Below are 14742 nucleotides of genomic sequence, written 5' to 3' on the forward strand. Positions count from 1 at the left end.
GCGCTACCGCGTCATCTTTTCCAGTTCTGGAAAGGGTGCGTAAACCGCGCCGGCGCAGAGCTCGCTGGCGCGATCGACGACACGGTCGGCTCTGCCATTGACATAGACCACGGCGCGCTCGCGCATGGCCTTGTAGCTGCCGTCAGTCTCCCGCGGCGTGAAGTGAAGGCAGCTGACGTAGAATTGCCGTCCGCCGATCTCACGCAGCACCGGATCCGCCATGCTGGCGTCGCGCACGCCGACCGGATTGTTGAGATAGGCGTGAATCAGGGCGAGTGCGTCGCCGCGAAAATTGTCGGGAAACGGCTGCGGGCCGCCGGCCTGGGTCCCTTCCATCAGGGACGGACGGTCACCATCGCCAAAACAGGCCGTGAGCGCCAGAGGCAGCAACAGGACCGTCGCGCGTTTCGCCAATTGCCCCAAGGGATCAAGTTCTCCAGTCAGTCGGTTCGGCAGACGTTGTAGCCCCAAGGTTGCACAAAGGGAATTCGCTTCCGCAAACGGCGCACCGGCCCGCCGTCAGCACCTCGCGCTTTGATGCGAAGCATGACGAACGGGCCGGGCCTGAACTCCACGCGAGACGACGGGGCAATGCCAGGGACGCCGCCTCGCTGGGGTCAGTTGTTAGCCGCGCTTCTCGGTCGCCACCGGCTTGGTGAGGCCCGGCTGCGTCTTCAGCGACTTCTTGGCCGACAGATGCTTGTGGTGATGACGATGCGTCCGCACGGTCTTGTGCTCGTCCGGCGTGACCGCGGCGTTGGCGTTCATCGCCTTGGTCTTGGTATCGACCTTGGCAGGCGACTTGATGTCGGCAGTCTTGTCAGCCGTCTTGGCATCGGCCTTGACGCCGGCGTCGGGCTTGGCAGCGGGGGTCGAGACCTTGCTCTGGGTCTGGTCCGACTTGATCACCGGGGCAGTCGCGGTGGTCTTGGCGGCATCCTTCGCGGCATCCTTGGCGAAGGCCGGAGCGGCGATGACGGAAGCTGCGAGCAAGGCTGCGGAAATGGTCTTCAACATGGTGGTCTCCTCTTGGAAGGATCTTGAGGCGGCGCCCTCTCGCCAACTCTTCGATCATGGGGGAGAGCCTAGACGGCGCGCGCTGAACCCGTTCTGAAGCGCGTAGCAGGCTTCCGTTCATCTGGATGACAAGTTTGTCATCTTGCGGCTGCCGAACCGGCCAGAGGCGGCCGGGAATGTTTTTGCCGCCCGGGTGTTCCGGTCTTTGGGCAATCGTGTAGGATCGCCACGTTCCATTCGGGAGAACTTAGATGCGCAGACTCGCAACGCTTCTTGTGCCGGGACTTGTCGCCATGAGCTTGGCGGCCGGACCGGCTCTGACCAGCGCCTATGCCGCCGGCAGTGACGAGCCCTCCTCGCCGCCGAAGTCCGATACATCGACCAAGAAGGGCAAGAAGAAGAGCTCTTCCGTCAGCGATCCGAAATTCCTCGCGGCGTACCGGACCGCGTACACCACGATCTACGACAAGCACGACTATACGGACGCGATCGGCCAACTGAAGCAGCTCAAGCGTGACGACGTCGCCGACGTCGCCAACCTGATCGGCTACTCCTATCGCAAGCTCGGCGACTACCAGTCGTCGAAGGTCTATTATGAGATCGCGCTGAAGGACGATCCGAACCACGTCCGCACCTGGCAGTATTACGGTCTCTGGCAGCTCGAGCAGGGTAACCGCGAACAGGCGCAGTATCACCTGAACAAGATCGCCTCGCTCGCCGGCACCGACAGCTCCGAATATCGCTCGCTGGCTGCCGCGCTTGACAAGCCGACCGGCGCGACGCTGGTCTACTGAGAAATCGCATCTTCTGAGGACGCGAACGGGCACAACCTTCCGGTTGTGCCCGTTCTGCTTTCTCGGCTAGCTTTCACACACCATCCTCCCTCACAAACCGGTGGCGCAATGGACACGTGGCTGCGATCCGCGATCGACTACATCGGCTCCTGGATCGAATTCCAACAGACGACCTTCCAGCAGCCAGGCGTCCTGCTCGCCTTCGTCCATCGCGGCGAGGTCGTCGCCGAGCATGCATTTGGGCTTGCCAATCTCGATACCGGCGAGAAGCTCACCCCGCGCCATCGCTTCCGCATCGCTTCGCACTCCAAGAGCTTTACCTCGGCCGGCATCATGAAGCTGCGCGAGCAGCGCAAGCTCCGGCTCGATGATCCAGTCGGCCAATATGTCAGCGGTCTGCATCCGCGCGTCGCCGAGACGACGATCGCGCAGGTGCTCTCGCACAGCGCCGGGCTGACGCGGGACGGCGTCGATTCCGGCCAGTTCATCGACAGCCGTCCCTATCTCAACGCCAAAGAGCTGCTCGCCGAGCTGAAGCAGCCGACCGCGATCGAGCCAGGCACGCGTTTCAAATATTCCAACCACGGCTTTGCCCTGATGGGCCTCCTCATCGAAGCCGTGACGAAGCAGCCCTACTCCGCCTGGATCAAGCGCGAGATCATCGAGCCTGCGAGCCTTCGCGAGACCGAGCCGAATACGCCGCTTCCCCGGGGTGCGCTGTTCGCGCGCGGCCATACGCGCAAGCTGCCGCTGGGCGAACGCTGCGTGATCCCAGGCGACAATCCGGCCCATGCATTGGCGTCAGCCGCGGGCTTCGTTGCCACTGCCGCGGACACCGCGCGATTCTTTGCTCAGCTTGCCCCCAACGCGAAGAAGAGCGTTCTGTCGGTCGCGAGCCGCCGCGAGATGACACGGCATCATTGGCGCGTGCCGCAGAGCTTCGAGGCCTATTACGGCCTCGGCGTCAACGCCGGCAAGACCGACGGCTGGGACTGGTTCGGCCACGGCGGTGGCTTCCAGGGGTATATCTCGCGGACCTGCTCAATTCCCGAATGCGAGCTCGCGATCAGCATTCTCAGCAACTCCATCGACGGCGGCGCACCGTTCTGGATGGACGGCGCGATGCAGATCCTGCGCGTCTTCAAAACACGTGGCGCGCCCGACCGACGCGTGCGCGACTGGACCGGCCGCTGGTGGACGATCTGGGGCGCGACAGACTTCGTGCCGGCCGGCAACCGCGTGCTCGTCGCCAACCCGCAGTTCAACAATCCCTTCATGGACGCCGGCGAGATCGAGGTCACGGGCCGCGATACCGGCAAGCTCGTCTGGGCAGCCGGCTATTCCAGCCATGGTGAGCCGGTGCGCCGCGCTCGCGACAAGCGCGGCAAGATCAGCGACGTCTGGCTTGGCGGAGCAAACCTCAAACCTGGAAGCGTCGTGGCGCGCGAGATCGCGCAGAGATACAAGCCGCGGAAACGACGGCCGAAATGATGGCCTTGCTAGGGCCTCGTGGCAAGCTCCCCGATCATCAGATCGATAAAGCGCCGCACCCGAGGCTCCAACAGGCGCTTACCGGGATAGAGCGTAACGATCTTGACCGGGTCGGTTTCAAAGCCGGGCAGAAGCCGCCGCAGGCGGCCCGCCCTTAAATCGTCCTTGATCAGGAAATCGGGAAGAAGCACGAGGCCGAGCCCCGCGAGGGCGCAGTCCCGAAGCGCCTCGCCGCTGTCGAGCCGCAAGCGACTGCGGACTTGCGCCCTGCTCCAGGGCCCGCCGGCCTCGCGAAAGCGCCAGCCTTGCCGCTGATTGCGGCTGGAGAAGATCAGGCCATCATGGGCAGCGAGATCGTCGATGTTCCGGGGCTCGCCACGCCCGGCGAGATAGGCGGGCGCCGCGCAAAGGATCGCTTCGTAGCTCGCGACCACACGCGAGACGAGCCGCGTGTCCGGAGCCGTCAGTCCGATCCGGATCGCCAGGTCGAATCCCTCCTCGACGAGGTCGGCGACGCGATCACTGAAACTCGCTTCGACCTGGATACCCGGCCATTGCAGGAGATATTTCTGCAGCAAGGGCAGAACGACGAGCCGGCCGAAGGCGTCCGGTGCAGTCAGCCGTAACACGCCGCGTGGCGTGCCTGATTTCTTGGCGACGCTTGCTTCCGCCTGGTCGATCGACGCTATTACCTGGAGGCCGCGCTCGTAGAACACGCGGCCTTCGCTGGTGACGCTCAGCTTCCGGGTCGAGCGATTCAAGAGGCGCGTGGCCAGCCGGTCTTCCAGCCGCATGACGGCCTTGCCTGCCGCAGAGCGCGAGAGGCCCATGCTCTGGCCTCCGGCCACGAAGCTGCCGGCCTCGACCACGGCCATGAACACGAGAATATCGTTCACATTCGCACGCGGCAAGATAAAGCCCCCTCGCTCGCCCGGCCGACGCATCGCTTCTGTGTCGCCCGCCATTCGCCAATCAGCCGGCTATATGCACCAACACGCCGCCGATGTCGCGGCGCGCGTCGCGGGGCTGCAACGGGAACGAACGTGCCGGGCGCCTCTGCGGCAAATCCAACGGAGACACAATTGATCAGCAAAACGAAAATCTTCGATCACGGCGTCGCCTGGGAAGCGGCCAACAGCGTCACCCAGGGCTACAGCGTCAACGGCACGATCTATATTTCGGGGCAGTTTTCCCATGATCAGCACGGCTTCATCGACGGCGACATCGAGACGCAAACCCGATTGACGCTCGACAATCTCGACCGCGTGCTCAAGGGCTTCGGCATCACGAAAGCGAACCTCGCCTATCTGGAGATCTATCTGACGAAGCCGCAAGAGCATTTCGAAACATTCGTCCAGGTGTTCAAGGACTACCTTGAAGGTCACCGTCCGGCCGCCACACTCATCGGCGTGACTTATCTCGCCTCGCCGCAGCAGATCGTCGAGATCAGCGCCGTTGCACACGCGAGCTGAGCCTGAGCGCGGGCACGGACGCCGAGCCTTGCCGAGCTATTCGCGGACCAGCGCCTCGACCTCACCGCGAAGCGCCTGCCGCGAGCCGTCGCGCGAATAGAACATATGACCGCCGGGATAGACGACGAACTTCACGCGCGTTGTCACGAAGGCCGGCAATTGGTCGAGCGCCCGCTTCGTGCCGAAATAGGGCGTCGCGAGATCGAACAGACCGTGCGCGACCAGCACGTTCAGCTTCGCATCGGTGGCGAGAATCTGGCGCAGCTCCGACAGCGATTGCGGTGGGTTGATGCCGCCGCCAAAATCCCAGTTGTGCTCGACGGAGCCATTGAGGACTTCATAAGAGCCGTCGGGCCGCCAGTTGAGTTTTTGCGTGAGCACATCGACCGCGGCGCTCGTCAGCGGCGCCTGAAGCGCATCGCCGGAAGGGTCGCCAAAGCGCGAGCTGCCCGAATCCGGATAGGGGTCGAGACCACGTACCGAGCCGTCGTAACGCCCGGTCACCATGCCGTTCTTGCGGTCGAGCTCGCGACGGAATTCGCCGACATCGAAGCGGCCGGCGAGCCTGCGGCTTACTGCCTGGTCGATGCCGGTGAGTTCGGCGACCTTGTCGGCGAGGCGATTGGTGGCCTCCTTGTCCGCCTCGCCCTTGACGAGGTCAGTCAGAAATTCGCCGCGTGCGTAGGCCTCCACGTCGGCGAGATCGGCGCGCTTGACCGGTCCCTTGGCTTCGCGCGCCACGGCCACGTAACTCGGCAAGCTCGCGACATATTGCAGCAGGCTGGTGCCGGTGAACTCGCGGAAATCGAGCAGCGGTGACACCAGGATCAAGCCTCTGACGCCCACGCCATGCTGAATCTGCAACTGACGCACGACCTTCGGCCCACGAATACCGCCATAGCTTTCGCCCGCGACATATTTCGGCGAGGTCAGCCGGTTGTGCTTTTCGAGCCAGCGGCGAATGACGAGCGCGATCGAGTTGACATCCCCGTCGACCGAGTAGAACCGCTTGCGCGCATCCTCATCGCTCGCGATGACGCGGCTGTAGCCGGTACCGACAGGATCGATGAAGACGAGATCAGTGAAGTCGAGCCAGGTCTCCGCGTTCGGTTTCACCTCGGGCGAGGCCGACGGCGACAGCCCCTCGCCATCAAGCGGCAGCCGCCATGGCCCGACCGCGCCGAACTGGAGCCAGGCCGAGGATGCGCCGGGGCCGCCGTTGAAGAGGAACGTCACCGGACGCGTGGCGCGGTCGGCGCCGTCGAGCTCGTAAGAGATGACGGCGACGTCGGCGAGCGGCTCGCGCTTCTCATTGAATACCCGGATCGAGCCGGCGGTCGCGGCGAAGTTGAGGGTTCGGCCCGGCAGATCGAGGGTCTGTTTGGTGGTCGAGTCATCAGGGAGGCGACGATCGGAAGCCGCTGGCGAAGCCTGCGCCGCATTTTGTGCATTGCCGCCGCGCCCGGTCTTCTGTCCGGCGGGCGTTGACGCCTCGTTGCGTGGCTGCGGCGGATCGTCCGCCCTCGCCGGGCCCGCAAGCGCGAAAGCAACGACCGCAAGCACCAGCCCTGCACGGCATTGCATCGGCAAGCTCATCGACATGTTTGTTCTCCTGCCCCGCTCGCTGCTTCTCGTCCCGGAAATAGCCGCCAATTGCGACGGTTTGGGGGACCGGAGGCCCTGGATCGGCTTTCCGGGGCCGATGAAGTCGGCTTTTGCCCTCAGACGGGACGTCCGGTCAGCCTCCCGCGTTTGCCTTGCCAACCGGTCATCCTCGACAATACGGGCCCAGGTCGTATAGACGACCTCGGCGGACCTTTCTCGAGCCAGCGGCACCTGCCTGGAAGCCATGACCAAGCCATCGCGATACGAACGGATCGCCTTCGTCGCCAGCCCGGGCAGCGAGGCCGCGGCCGCCTTCCACCAGCTTACGGCGCAATACGGCAATTGCGATCCCGACGAGGCCGACGTCGTGGTCGCGCTTGGCGGCGACGGGCTGATGCTCCAGACGCTGCACCACCACATGCGCTCCGGCAAGCCGATCTACGGCATGCACCGCGGCACGGTCGGCTTCCTGATGAACGAGTACTCGACGCATGATCTGCGCGCGCGGCTTGAGGCGGCCCATGAATCCGAGATCAATCCGCTGCTGATGCGCGCGACTGATGTCAACGACCGCGTCCATCTGCACCACGCCATCAACGAGGTCTACCTGTTCCGGCAGACTTCGCAGGCGGCGCGCCTGCGCATCCTGATCGACGAGCGCGAGCGCATGCCCGAGCTGATTGCCGACGGCATCATCGTTGCGACGCCGGCGGGCTCGACGGCCTACAATCTCTCCGCCCAAGGCCCGATCCTGCCGATCAACGCGGCGCTGCTGGCACTGACGCCGATCAGCGCCTTCCGGCCGCGGCGCTGGCGCGGCGCCCTGCTCCCCAACACCGCCTATGTCGTGATCGAGGTGCTGGAAGACGACAAGCGCCCGGTGGCGGCGGTCGCCGACCATGAGGAGGTGCGCAGGGTCCGGCGGGTCGAAGTCCTGTCCGACAAATCCATCTCGATGCGCATGCTGTTCGACCCCGGCCACAGCCTGGAAGAGCGCATCTTGCGCGAGCAGTTCGGCTATTGAGGCCCCTCCCGGGCGCCCGAAGGCAACGCTTCGTTAACCCGAGCCACGATATGGTTAACGAAGGTTGACCGCTTTGGCCCGGGCGTCATGTTCCGCATCGACTTCAACAAGCTGCGCTTTCTCGTCTGCGACGACAATCCCCATATGCGCCGCATCCTGCGGACGCTGCTGCATTCATTCGGCGCGCGCGAGGTCTATGAGGCCGAGGACGGCGCCACTGCGCTGGAAATGTACAGCCACTACGTGCCCGACATCGTCATCACCGACTGGGCGATGCCGATCTTCGACGGGCTCGAGCTGGCCCAGATGATCCGGCAGCCGGAATCCAAGGGCAATCCCTACGCACCGATCATCATGCTGACGGGGCATTCCGAGAAGCGCCGCGTCACTGTCGCGCGCGATGCCGGCGTCACCGAATTCCTCGCCAAGCCGATCTCGGCCAAGGGCCTCTACCAGCGCATCCTCAACGTCGTCGCCAGCCCCCGGCCCTTCATCAAGACCAAGACCTATTTCGGCCCCGACCGGCGCCGCAACACCAATTCCGCCTATATGGGCCCGGAGCGCCGTGTCGGCGAAAAGCACGAGGTGCTGCAGCAGCCCTCGCTGCTCGACAAGGCCCGCTCCACCATCTAGCGCAACGTCTCATCCGGCGAGGCAGGCATCATGGCGAAGAACACCGCAAAGGACATCGAGATCAAGGCCTTCGCCACGCATCACGTGATCACACAGCCCAATCCGCTGCGCAAAGTCCTGCGCCGGGTCGAGGCAAAGGACATGGATGATCCGATCGGCCGCGCCGAGCAGGCGCTGGCCGGTCTATCCGGCGAGTTCAAGAGCTGGATGACGACCGAGGTCAACCGTCTCTCGACCGCCTACGTCGCAATTCGCAACGACGGCTTCACCAAGGAACGGCGCGACGAACTATTCCACGCCGCGCATGACATCAAGGGCGACGCGGCGACGTTCGGTTTTCCGGCCGCGGCGGGAGTTGCCGAGAGCCTGTGCCGCATCATCGAGCATGCCCCGGACCTCGAGAAGGTTCCGGCAGAGCTGTTCACGCACCATATCAACGCCATCCTCGCCATCGTGCACGAGAACACCAGGCTCGACAGCATCAGCGTCTCCGCCGAACTCAGCCGCCGTCTGCGCAAGGTCGCCGACGACTATCTCACCGACGTCAACCGCGACCGCCCCGAGCATCTCGAGGTGATCCTGGCGCCGAGCATCGTGCCGGTGGAGTAGTACGCTCTCACCATTATGAAGATTGTAGTATCGTAGGGTGGGCAAAGCGAAGCGTGCCCACCAAAACTTGATTGTACGGATAAAAATGGTGGGCACGGCGCTATGCGCCTTTGCCCACCCTACGGCATCTCGTTACGCCGCGATCAAATCGCTATACATTGGATCAATCGCGTCCTCCGCGACCAGCTCGTCACAGAACAGCCTCGCCTCTTCGCGCGCTGATTCGGTGGCGAAGCGGCGCAGCAGGACCATCAGCGGCTCGGTGGCGCCGCGGTCGCTCTCGCAATGGGTGAGCACGCGCTCGACCATGCGCCGGCGCAAGCGCGCCGCGGTGTCGTCGGTATCGACATAGCCCTGCTCGTGGCAGGCATCGAGCGCGACCTGGAATGCGGCGAAGGTTGCTTCCGGCAACCCGGCACGACGGAGCAGCGCATGCAGGCTGTTGCCGCCGCGATCGTGCAGCAGCGCCGAGACGCGCGCCAGCGGCAGGTCGGCGAGCTCGGCCAGCGCTGCATCAAACAGGTCGAGATTGCTCGACAGCAGCGCGCGCAGGATCAGGCCCGCGGTGAGCTGGCCGGTGACGCGCAGGTGCTTCACCAGGCCCTGCATGTCATCGCCGCGCGAGCGCGCCGCGATGTTGATGGTGGAGCGGTCACGGGCCTCGATCGTCATGCGCTCGGCGCGGTCGGCGCTCAGCCAGTTGCGCGCGACGACGAACTGGGCCAGCGTATCGGAGAGTTTTGCCACCAGCGCGGCGCGCGTTGCGGCCGGAATATCGTCCAGCACCAGCATCGCCTCGCGGATCGCGGCGAGATGGCCGTGGCGCTCGACGATGCGCGTCCAGGAGAACGGCGCGAGCTCGGCATGGGGATTTTCGATCAGCTCGAGGGCCGCAGCCGCGCAGCCGACCTCGGCGATGGCGGCGCAGACCGAGACCGGCAGGTTGATGCGGCGGGCGACCGCGCACTGCACCTCGTCATTGCCGGTCGCGACGATGTCGACGAGATCGGCATCGATCAGCAGCGGCGAATGTTCGAGCACGGGGAGCGCCACGGTCGGCTGGTCCGCCGACAATGCCCGCACGATCGACGCCGGAGCGTCCATGCTGCGCGCAAAAGCCTCGGCCATCGCCCGCCGCACCAGCGGCGAAGGATCGTCGAGCAGCATCAAAAGCGCGCCTTCAGCGGCGACGCGGTCGTCATGGGAAAGATCTGAGATGAGCCAGGCCCGGGCCAACGCCCGCGTTGCCTCCGCCCGCTCACCGGCGGGCGCGGTCCTGATCCAATTGATGAACTGCCGAACAATCATGTTGCTTCCGGCTTACGCAACGAAAAGCGAAGCGGTGACTGGATGTCACCTGCAACACAAAATAAACCACGACGCTTAACAAAGCGTTCACCATAACTGGCTGGTTTTATTGATGAATTATTAAGGGCTGAAGGTCGCCGAGCGGGCGCGGCCGCGCTAGCTGGAGTATGCACCGCTGCGATCGCTGAAGAGATCGAGCGGTTGCGGCGGGCGCACGTCCGGTGTTGCCGAGGCGATTGACGTGAGCGAGGCGTTGTTGCCCCACAATTTCTGCACCGTCGTCGAGACCGGCTGTGTCGCATCGCCGGGCTGATAGATCGAGCGGAAAGCCGGCGTGACCGGCGTGTTGTCGGCGACGCTGGCCGCCGATGTTGCGCTTACCGGTGTCACGCCGCGCGCCTCCGGAAAGGTCTGGAGATAGGCGGCGCTGTTGATCATCGGCTGCACGCCATTGGTGGCGGCGACCTGCGTGGTCGAGGGCTTGTCGCCATACATCGCCATCGCGCTGCGCGTCGATTTCGCGTTCGAAGCGCTGGCGTAGCGCGCATTCAGCACCGAATAGACTTCAGAGACGCTGCGCGCGCGGCCGTCCCTGGCGTAAAAGATCGAGCGGTTGGCGGATGCCGCATTGGGAAACAGCCGCGCACCGACCGCTTGCGGATTGTCTTCGGCATTGGCGATCAGTTTCGCTGCGCCGCCGACACCCATGAAATGCGCCATGTAGAGCTCGCTGTCGGATGGCCTGCGGCCGAGCAGACCGGTGAGCCTGAAGCTGTTGGACTGCGTCAGCGCCGCCGCCATGCTGGATGCGGCCTCTGGATCGTCACGCAGCTTCAGGATCGAGCGCTTCATGAAGGGATCGTCGACGGTGTAGCTGCCCGACGAAGTCTTGGTAATGGCATCGGCATAGTTGCCATAGCCGAGCTGGGGACCCGCCTCCTTCACCGTGCCGAGCCAGGTCTGATCGATGAACTGATAGAGGCCGTGGGCGGATGACGTGGTGGCGCCAGCCGATGGATCGAAATCCGATTCCATCTTGGCGGTGGTCAGCATGTATTCGAAGCTGACGCCGGTCTGGTTCGAGCCCTGCTTGATCGCACCAGCGACGCGCTTCAAGCCGTCGCTCGCGGCTATCTGCGTGGCACTGGAATTGTCGACCGACATGATGAAGCGCCCGCCCCGCGCGGCGTTTGAGCGGCGCCGGCAATTCGGACGCCTGATCGTCCCACCGTGGGACATCTATGGTTAATGCGGGGTTAATTCCGGGACCGCCGTCATTCCGGGGCATCGCACAGCGATGAGCCCGGAATCCATTGAATCGCGCGTGCTGCCGTACAATGGATTCCGGGCTCGCGCTTCGCGCGCCCCGCAATGACGGGGGCCTATTTCTTGTAGACAGCGTTCGGATCGAACAGCCTGTCCGCATCGACGAACACCAGCCTTGCGCCCCCGCCTTCGGCCTCGATCTTGCGATAGAAGCACGACCTTCGGCCAGTGTGGCAGGCCGCGCCGATCTGCTCGACGCGAATCCAGACCGCGTCCTGGTCGCAATCGGTGCGGATCTCGACCACGCGCTGGGTCTGACCTGAGGTCTCACCTTTCCGCCACAAGGCATTGCGCGAACGGCTGAAGTACCAGGCTTCGCCGGTGGCAATGGTCTTGCGCAACGCCTGCTCATTCATATGCGCGACCATCAGCACGTCGCCGGTGGCGACGTCCGTCGCCACGCAGGTCACGAGGCCATTCGCATCGAACTTGGGAAGGAAAGCCAGGCCTTCCTCAATCTCATGGGAGTGAGCTGACACGACAAATCTCGCCAGTTGTTCGCGAGGTCAGCGCGTCATGCCTCGCACCATGGACAGGAACCGGGCCTGCTCCGCAGGATTGTCGCGGAACATGCCGGTGTAGCGGCTGGTGAACGTGGAGGCGCCATGCTTGGCGACGCCTCGCACCGACATGCAGGTATGCTCGGCCTCGATCAGGACGGCAACGCCGCGCGGTTTCAGGATCTCGTCGATCGCGGCTGCGATCTGCGCCGTCAGATGCTCCTGGGTCTGGAGCCGGCGCGCGAAGATGTCGGTCAGGCGGGCAAGCTTGGACAGTCCGACGACGCGCTCCACCGGCGTATAGGCGATGTGCGCCTTGCCGTAGAACGGCATCATGTGATGCTCGCACTGCGAGGTGAACTCGATGTCCCGCACCAGCACGAAGTCGTCATAGCCGGCGGTCTCGCCGAAGGTGCGATCGAGCACCTCGGCCGGGCACTGGTGATAGCCCTGATAGAGCTCGTCGAAAGCCTCGACCACTCGGCGCGGCGTGTCGAGCAGGCCCTCACGCCCGGTGTTCTCGCCGATATAGGCGAGCAGCGTCTTCACCGCCGCTTCCGCCTCGGCACGCGCGGGGCGCGGCTGGTCGGCGCGGACAGCGGCCGCGAGGAATTCGGCGGGGTCAAGCTCGGCCGGTCGGCTCTCGGGCTGCCGGTCGGAAGGCTTGTTCGGGCGGATGGATTTGATCGTTGCGTCCATGTCTACTCCGTTCGACGGCCTTGCGGCCGGAGTGTCACCGGCAGACGGGGCGGACAAGCCGCCGGACGCCTGAAGAGAACGGTTTTGGCGAAAAAGGCCACTCGGCAACAACGCCGGCTGACGGATATGGATCACCGCCGACGCACCGCCGGACTGTTTTTCCGCCAGTTCCGCCCCTATATAGGACCCTGGACCGCGCCAGCCAAGGCCGATCCGGCAGGTAAGTGTTGGACTCCATCACATGCTGAACGACATCTATAATAAGCGGATTATCGAGCTGGCCGGTAATATTCCGCGCCTCGGACGGTTGCCGGATCCCGATGCCACCGCGACCGCCCATTCGAAGCTGTGCGGCTCGACCGTGAAGATCGACCTCAAGATGGAGGGCGACACCGTCACCGACTTCGCGCATGACGTGAAGGCGTGCGCGCTGGGACAGGCCTCTTCATCCATCATGGCAAGTCACGTGGTCGGCTCGACTGCCAGCGAACTCCGTGAGTTACGCGAAACCGTTCGCAAGATGCTCAAGGAGAACGGCGCTCCTCCTGAAGGCAAATGGGAAGAAATTAAATTCCTCGAGCCGGTCCGCGACTACAAGGCGCGTCATGCCTCGACGCTCCTCACCTTCGATGCCGTGGTCGATGCGATCGGCCAAATCGAGGCCAAGGCGAAGCACCCGGCCCCCTTGCAAGCCTGAGACTGAGGCTCTTACTTCTGCGGCGCTGCGGCCGGCGTCGCCACGCCCCCGGTCGGGACCAGCGCTTCCGCCGTCTTGGTCGACTTGGCAGGCTCCGGTTCCTCGCCGAACCTTGCCTGCGTCTTTGGCGCAAGGTCCGCCATTGCAGGCGCCGTGACGTCCACATGCGGCAGCACGTCGGACACCAGATCGGTCGTGACGAGATTGGTCAACTTCAGCTCAGACGCATCGAGCTCATGCAGATCTTCCCACGGCGGCACGTTCAGAGCGAGCGACAGCAGATCCCCCGCCCCGCCCATGTCGAAGGTGTATTTGGCGAGCCGGCCGATGTCGCGTTCCACGATCATCAAATCCTGCGCGCTGTAGCTTGCCGCCTTGGCGTCGTCTGCGCGATCGCCCATCCAGATCTGATGGACGCGGACATGGGCCGCATCAGGCACGTAGCGCTTCTTGCCGGCCAGCAGCAGGAACACGCACATGGATTCGCAATAGGCCTCCGAGGCGACCCTCGGACGGGCGCCCTTCCCGCCGCCGTTCTGCTGCGTGACCCCGACGGTGGTCAGGAGACCGAGATTGCGGAAGCGCCGGCCCAGCGTGATCGCGTCGTTGACAGAACCGCCGCTGGAGTCGAGCACCACTGTAGCGCCGCCGAGCTGCCGGCCGCGGGCGAAGTCGTCAAAGTCCTTCGGAGTATCTGCGGTGATAATGCCGACTGCGCTGACCCAGCCGCGGCAATTAGGCTCGCAGGCAACCCAGCCAAACTTCATCGGCAGCTTGCGCTCTTCGAGCGAGGCGCCAGCGCTGGCCGGCGAGCCAAAGGTCGCGATGGCCCCCGCCAGCACGACGCCGCAAGCGGCGGTTCCCACCAGCAACCAACCACGAAGGTTGAGCGACTTCAGAACTGTCAAACTGGTTCCTTCCCCAAGCCCCAAGGCGATTCAGGCAAGCCCCGTATCGGTGTTCCCGCGAGTCTACACATGGACGTCACAAAAATGGTATCCGGGGGAATACAGATCGTCCATAGGTACTTGCTGCACTGCTCCCTGAAAGCAGGCAAAATATGGCGCGCGTACAACAGCTCGCTGTTCCCTGCGCTGGAACCGAGCATTGGTGCGCACAGGACGTCGGCACATCGCACATGAAGCGCTCAGCCTGCGAGCATTGTTCCGCACCAATTGCGCAAGCCCTGCGGCTGCCGCGCAGATTTGGTCGCGCGCTGATCTGGCTCTATCGGCATACGCTGTCGCCCTTGGTCGGCTATAACTGCCGACATCTGCCGACCTGCTCCGTATACGGCGACGAAGCCATCGAGCGCTTCGGACTCTGGGCCGGTGGCTGGATGACAATCGCCCGGCTGTTGCGCTGCAATCCCTTCGGCACATCAGGCATCGACAACGTGCCTCTCGCTGCCCCGCAACGCGCACGCTGGTATTTGCCGTGGCGCTACGGCCGCTGGCGCGGCGTCAACGCCTCGTAACCATGCTGCGCTGCTTCACGCATCGCTACCCTGGGCGGAACCGGAACTTCTCCCTCGCGTTGTTGTGATGCTCCCGCAGGAGGAAACAAC

General features: G+C 64.2%; 17 protein-coding genes. 8 read left to right on the forward strand and 9 right to left on the reverse strand.

The window, feature by feature from the left end:
• Positions 1 to 3: 3 nt before the first annotated feature.
• Together HYH07_RS11190 and HYH07_RS11195 are read right to left on the reverse strand one after the other, a co-directional pair.
• Positions 4 to 423 carry a hypothetical protein gene (locus HYH07_RS11190; protein ID WP_220002549.1) on the reverse strand — a complete coding sequence of 140 codons (420 nt, stop codon included), beginning with the start codon at positions 421 to 423 and terminating at the stop codon, positions 4 to 6.
• 201 nt (positions 424 to 624) lie between these two features.
• The gene (locus HYH07_RS11195; protein WP_220002550.1) at positions 625 to 1017 is read right to left on the reverse strand and encodes a His-rich protein BRANT; all 393 of its coding nucleotides are present in this window, start codon (positions 1015 to 1017) and stop codon (positions 625 to 627) included.
• A 251-nt stretch (positions 1018 to 1268) separates the two neighbouring features.
• Between HYH07_RS11195 and HYH07_RS11200 the strand changes: the two genes are divergently transcribed.
• Positions 1269 to 1811, forward strand: coding sequence for a lipopolysaccharide assembly protein LapB (locus tag HYH07_RS11200; protein WP_220002551.1), 543 nt, complete (start codon positions 1269 to 1271; stop codon positions 1809 to 1811).
• Between the two features lie 108 nt (positions 1812 to 1919).
• Positions 1920 to 3302, forward strand: coding sequence for a serine hydrolase (locus HYH07_RS11205; protein WP_220002552.1), 1383 nt, complete (start codon positions 1920 to 1922; stop codon positions 3300 to 3302).
• A gap of 8 nt (positions 3303 to 3310) precedes the next feature.
• Here HYH07_RS11205 and HYH07_RS11210 read toward each other — a convergent pair whose 3' ends face one another.
• Positions 3311 to 4213 carry a LysR family transcriptional regulator gene (locus tag HYH07_RS11210; protein ID WP_220002553.1) on the reverse strand — a complete coding sequence of 301 codons (903 nt, stop codon included), beginning with the start codon at positions 4211 to 4213 and terminating at the stop codon, positions 3311 to 3313.
• A 171-nt stretch (positions 4214 to 4384) separates the two neighbouring features.
• Between HYH07_RS11210 and HYH07_RS11215 the strand changes: the two genes are divergently transcribed.
• Positions 4385 to 4774, forward strand: coding sequence for a RidA family protein (locus HYH07_RS11215; RefSeq protein WP_220002554.1), 390 nt, complete (start codon positions 4385 to 4387; stop codon positions 4772 to 4774).
• Between the two features lie 36 nt (positions 4775 to 4810).
• Here HYH07_RS11215 and HYH07_RS11220 read toward each other — a convergent pair whose 3' ends face one another.
• Positions 4811 to 6376: a S10 family peptidase gene (locus HYH07_RS11220; protein WP_220002555.1), complete on the reverse strand. Its 1566-nt coding sequence runs from the start codon at positions 6374 to 6376 to the stop codon at positions 4811 to 4813.
• 247 nt (positions 6377 to 6623) lie between these two features.
• Here HYH07_RS11220 and HYH07_RS11225 point away from each other — a divergent pair, with 247 nt between their 5' ends.
• The 3 genes from HYH07_RS11225 (at position 6624) to HYH07_RS11235 (ending at position 8645) form a co-directional block, all read left to right on the forward strand.
• The gene (locus HYH07_RS11225) at positions 6624 to 7403 is read left to right on the forward strand and encodes an NAD kinase (protein WP_220002556.1); all 780 of its coding nucleotides are present in this window, start codon (positions 6624 to 6626) and stop codon (positions 7401 to 7403) included.
• Positions 7404 to 7490: 87 nt separating this feature from the next.
• Complete coding sequence (locus tag HYH07_RS11230) at positions 7491 to 8036, forward strand: response regulator (protein ID WP_057745877.1); 546 nt, start codon at positions 7491 to 7493, stop codon at positions 8034 to 8036.
• A gap of 30 nt (positions 8037 to 8066) precedes the next feature.
• Positions 8067 to 8645 carry an Hpt domain-containing protein gene (locus HYH07_RS11235; RefSeq protein ID WP_220002557.1) on the forward strand — a complete coding sequence of 193 codons (579 nt, stop codon included), beginning with the start codon at positions 8067 to 8069 and terminating at the stop codon, positions 8643 to 8645.
• A 132-nt stretch (positions 8646 to 8777) separates the two neighbouring features.
• Here the strand turns inward: HYH07_RS11235 and HYH07_RS11240 are convergent, their stop codons facing one another.
• From HYH07_RS11240 to folE, 4 genes are all read right to left on the reverse strand, one after another.
• The gene (locus tag HYH07_RS11240; RefSeq protein WP_220002558.1) at positions 8778 to 9953 is read right to left on the reverse strand and encodes a DUF2336 domain-containing protein; all 1176 of its coding nucleotides are present in this window, start codon (positions 9951 to 9953) and stop codon (positions 8778 to 8780) included.
• Between the two features lie 156 nt (positions 9954 to 10109).
• Complete coding sequence (locus HYH07_RS11245) at positions 10110 to 11117, reverse strand: lytic transglycosylase domain-containing protein (protein WP_220002559.1); 1008 nt, start codon at positions 11115 to 11117, stop codon at positions 10110 to 10112.
• A gap of 218 nt (positions 11118 to 11335) precedes the next feature.
• Positions 11336 to 11758, reverse strand: coding sequence for a phosphoribosyl-AMP cyclohydrolase (hisI, locus tag HYH07_RS11250; protein ID WP_220002560.1), 423 nt, complete (start codon positions 11756 to 11758; stop codon positions 11336 to 11338).
• A 27-nt stretch (positions 11759 to 11785) separates the two neighbouring features.
• Complete coding sequence (gene folE / locus HYH07_RS11255; RefSeq protein WP_057744242.1) at positions 11786 to 12478, reverse strand: GTP cyclohydrolase I FolE; 693 nt, start codon at positions 12476 to 12478, stop codon at positions 11786 to 11788.
• Between the two features lie 241 nt (positions 12479 to 12719).
• Here folE and HYH07_RS11260 point away from each other — a divergent pair, with 241 nt between their 5' ends.
• Positions 12720 to 13175 (forward strand): iron-sulfur cluster assembly scaffold protein, encoded by a 456-nt coding sequence (locus HYH07_RS11260; RefSeq protein ID WP_220002561.1) that lies wholly within the window; start codon positions 12720 to 12722, stop codon positions 13173 to 13175.
• 11 nt (positions 13176 to 13186) lie between these two features.
• Here HYH07_RS11260 and HYH07_RS11265 read toward each other — a convergent pair whose 3' ends face one another.
• Positions 13187 to 14083 (reverse strand): hypothetical protein, encoded by an 897-nt coding sequence (locus tag HYH07_RS11265; RefSeq protein WP_220002562.1) that lies wholly within the window; start codon positions 14081 to 14083, stop codon positions 13187 to 13189.
• A 230-nt stretch (positions 14084 to 14313) separates the two neighbouring features.
• On the opposite strand from HYH07_RS11265, the gene yidD reads away from it, so the two are divergent.
• The gene (gene yidD, locus HYH07_RS11270; RefSeq protein ID WP_220002563.1) at positions 14314 to 14652 is read left to right on the forward strand and encodes a membrane protein insertion efficiency factor YidD; all 339 of its coding nucleotides are present in this window, start codon (positions 14314 to 14316) and stop codon (positions 14650 to 14652) included.
• The last annotated feature ends 90 nt before the right edge of the window (positions 14653 to 14742 follow it).

This window comes from Bradyrhizobium sp. BR 10261 (assembly GCF_019455395.1).
In the GTDB taxonomy this organism is placed as follows: Bacteria; Pseudomonadota; Alphaproteobacteria; order Rhizobiales; family Xanthobacteraceae; genus Bradyrhizobium; species Bradyrhizobium manausense.

Excerpts from the sequence above, each read along its gene's own strand:
- HYH07_RS11195 (WP_220002550.1), bottom strand. The coding sequence starts at position 1,017 with ATGTTGAAGACCATTTCCGCAGCCTTGCTCGCAGCTTCCGTCATCGCC.
- HYH07_RS11200 (WP_220002551.1), top strand. The coding sequence starts at position 1,269 with ATGCGCAGACTCGCAACGCTTCTTGTGCCGGGACTTGTCGCCATGAGC.
- HYH07_RS11205 (WP_220002552.1), top strand. The coding sequence starts at position 1,920 with ATGGACACGTGGCTGCGATCCGCGATCGACTACATCGGCTCCTGGATC.
- HYH07_RS11220 (WP_220002555.1), bottom strand. The coding sequence starts at position 6,376 with ATGTCGATGAGCTTGCCGATGCAATGCCGTGCAGGGCTGGTGCTTGCG.
- HYH07_RS11225 (WP_220002556.1), top strand. The coding sequence starts at position 6,624 with ATGACCAAGCCATCGCGATACGAACGGATCGCCTTCGTCGCCAGCCCG.
- HYH07_RS11230 (WP_057745877.1), top strand. The coding sequence starts at position 7,491 with ATGTTCCGCATCGACTTCAACAAGCTGCGCTTTCTCGTCTGCGACGAC.
- HYH07_RS11235 (WP_220002557.1), top strand. The coding sequence starts at position 8,067 with ATGGCGAAGAACACCGCAAAGGACATCGAGATCAAGGCCTTCGCCACG.
- HYH07_RS11240 (WP_220002558.1), bottom strand. The coding sequence starts at position 9,953 with ATGATTGTTCGGCAGTTCATCAATTGGATCAGGACCGCGCCCGCCGGT.
- HYH07_RS11245 (WP_220002559.1), bottom strand. The coding sequence starts at position 11,117 with ATGTCGGTCGACAATTCCAGTGCCACGCAGATAGCCGCGAGCGACGGC.
- folE (WP_057744242.1), bottom strand. The coding sequence starts at position 12,478 with ATGGACGCAACGATCAAATCCATCCGCCCGAACAAGCCTTCCGACCGG.
- HYH07_RS11260 (WP_220002561.1), top strand. The coding sequence starts at position 12,720 with ATGCTGAACGACATCTATAATAAGCGGATTATCGAGCTGGCCGGTAAT.
- yidD (WP_220002563.1), top strand. The coding sequence starts at position 14,314 with ATGAAGCGCTCAGCCTGCGAGCATTGTTCCGCACCAATTGCGCAAGCC.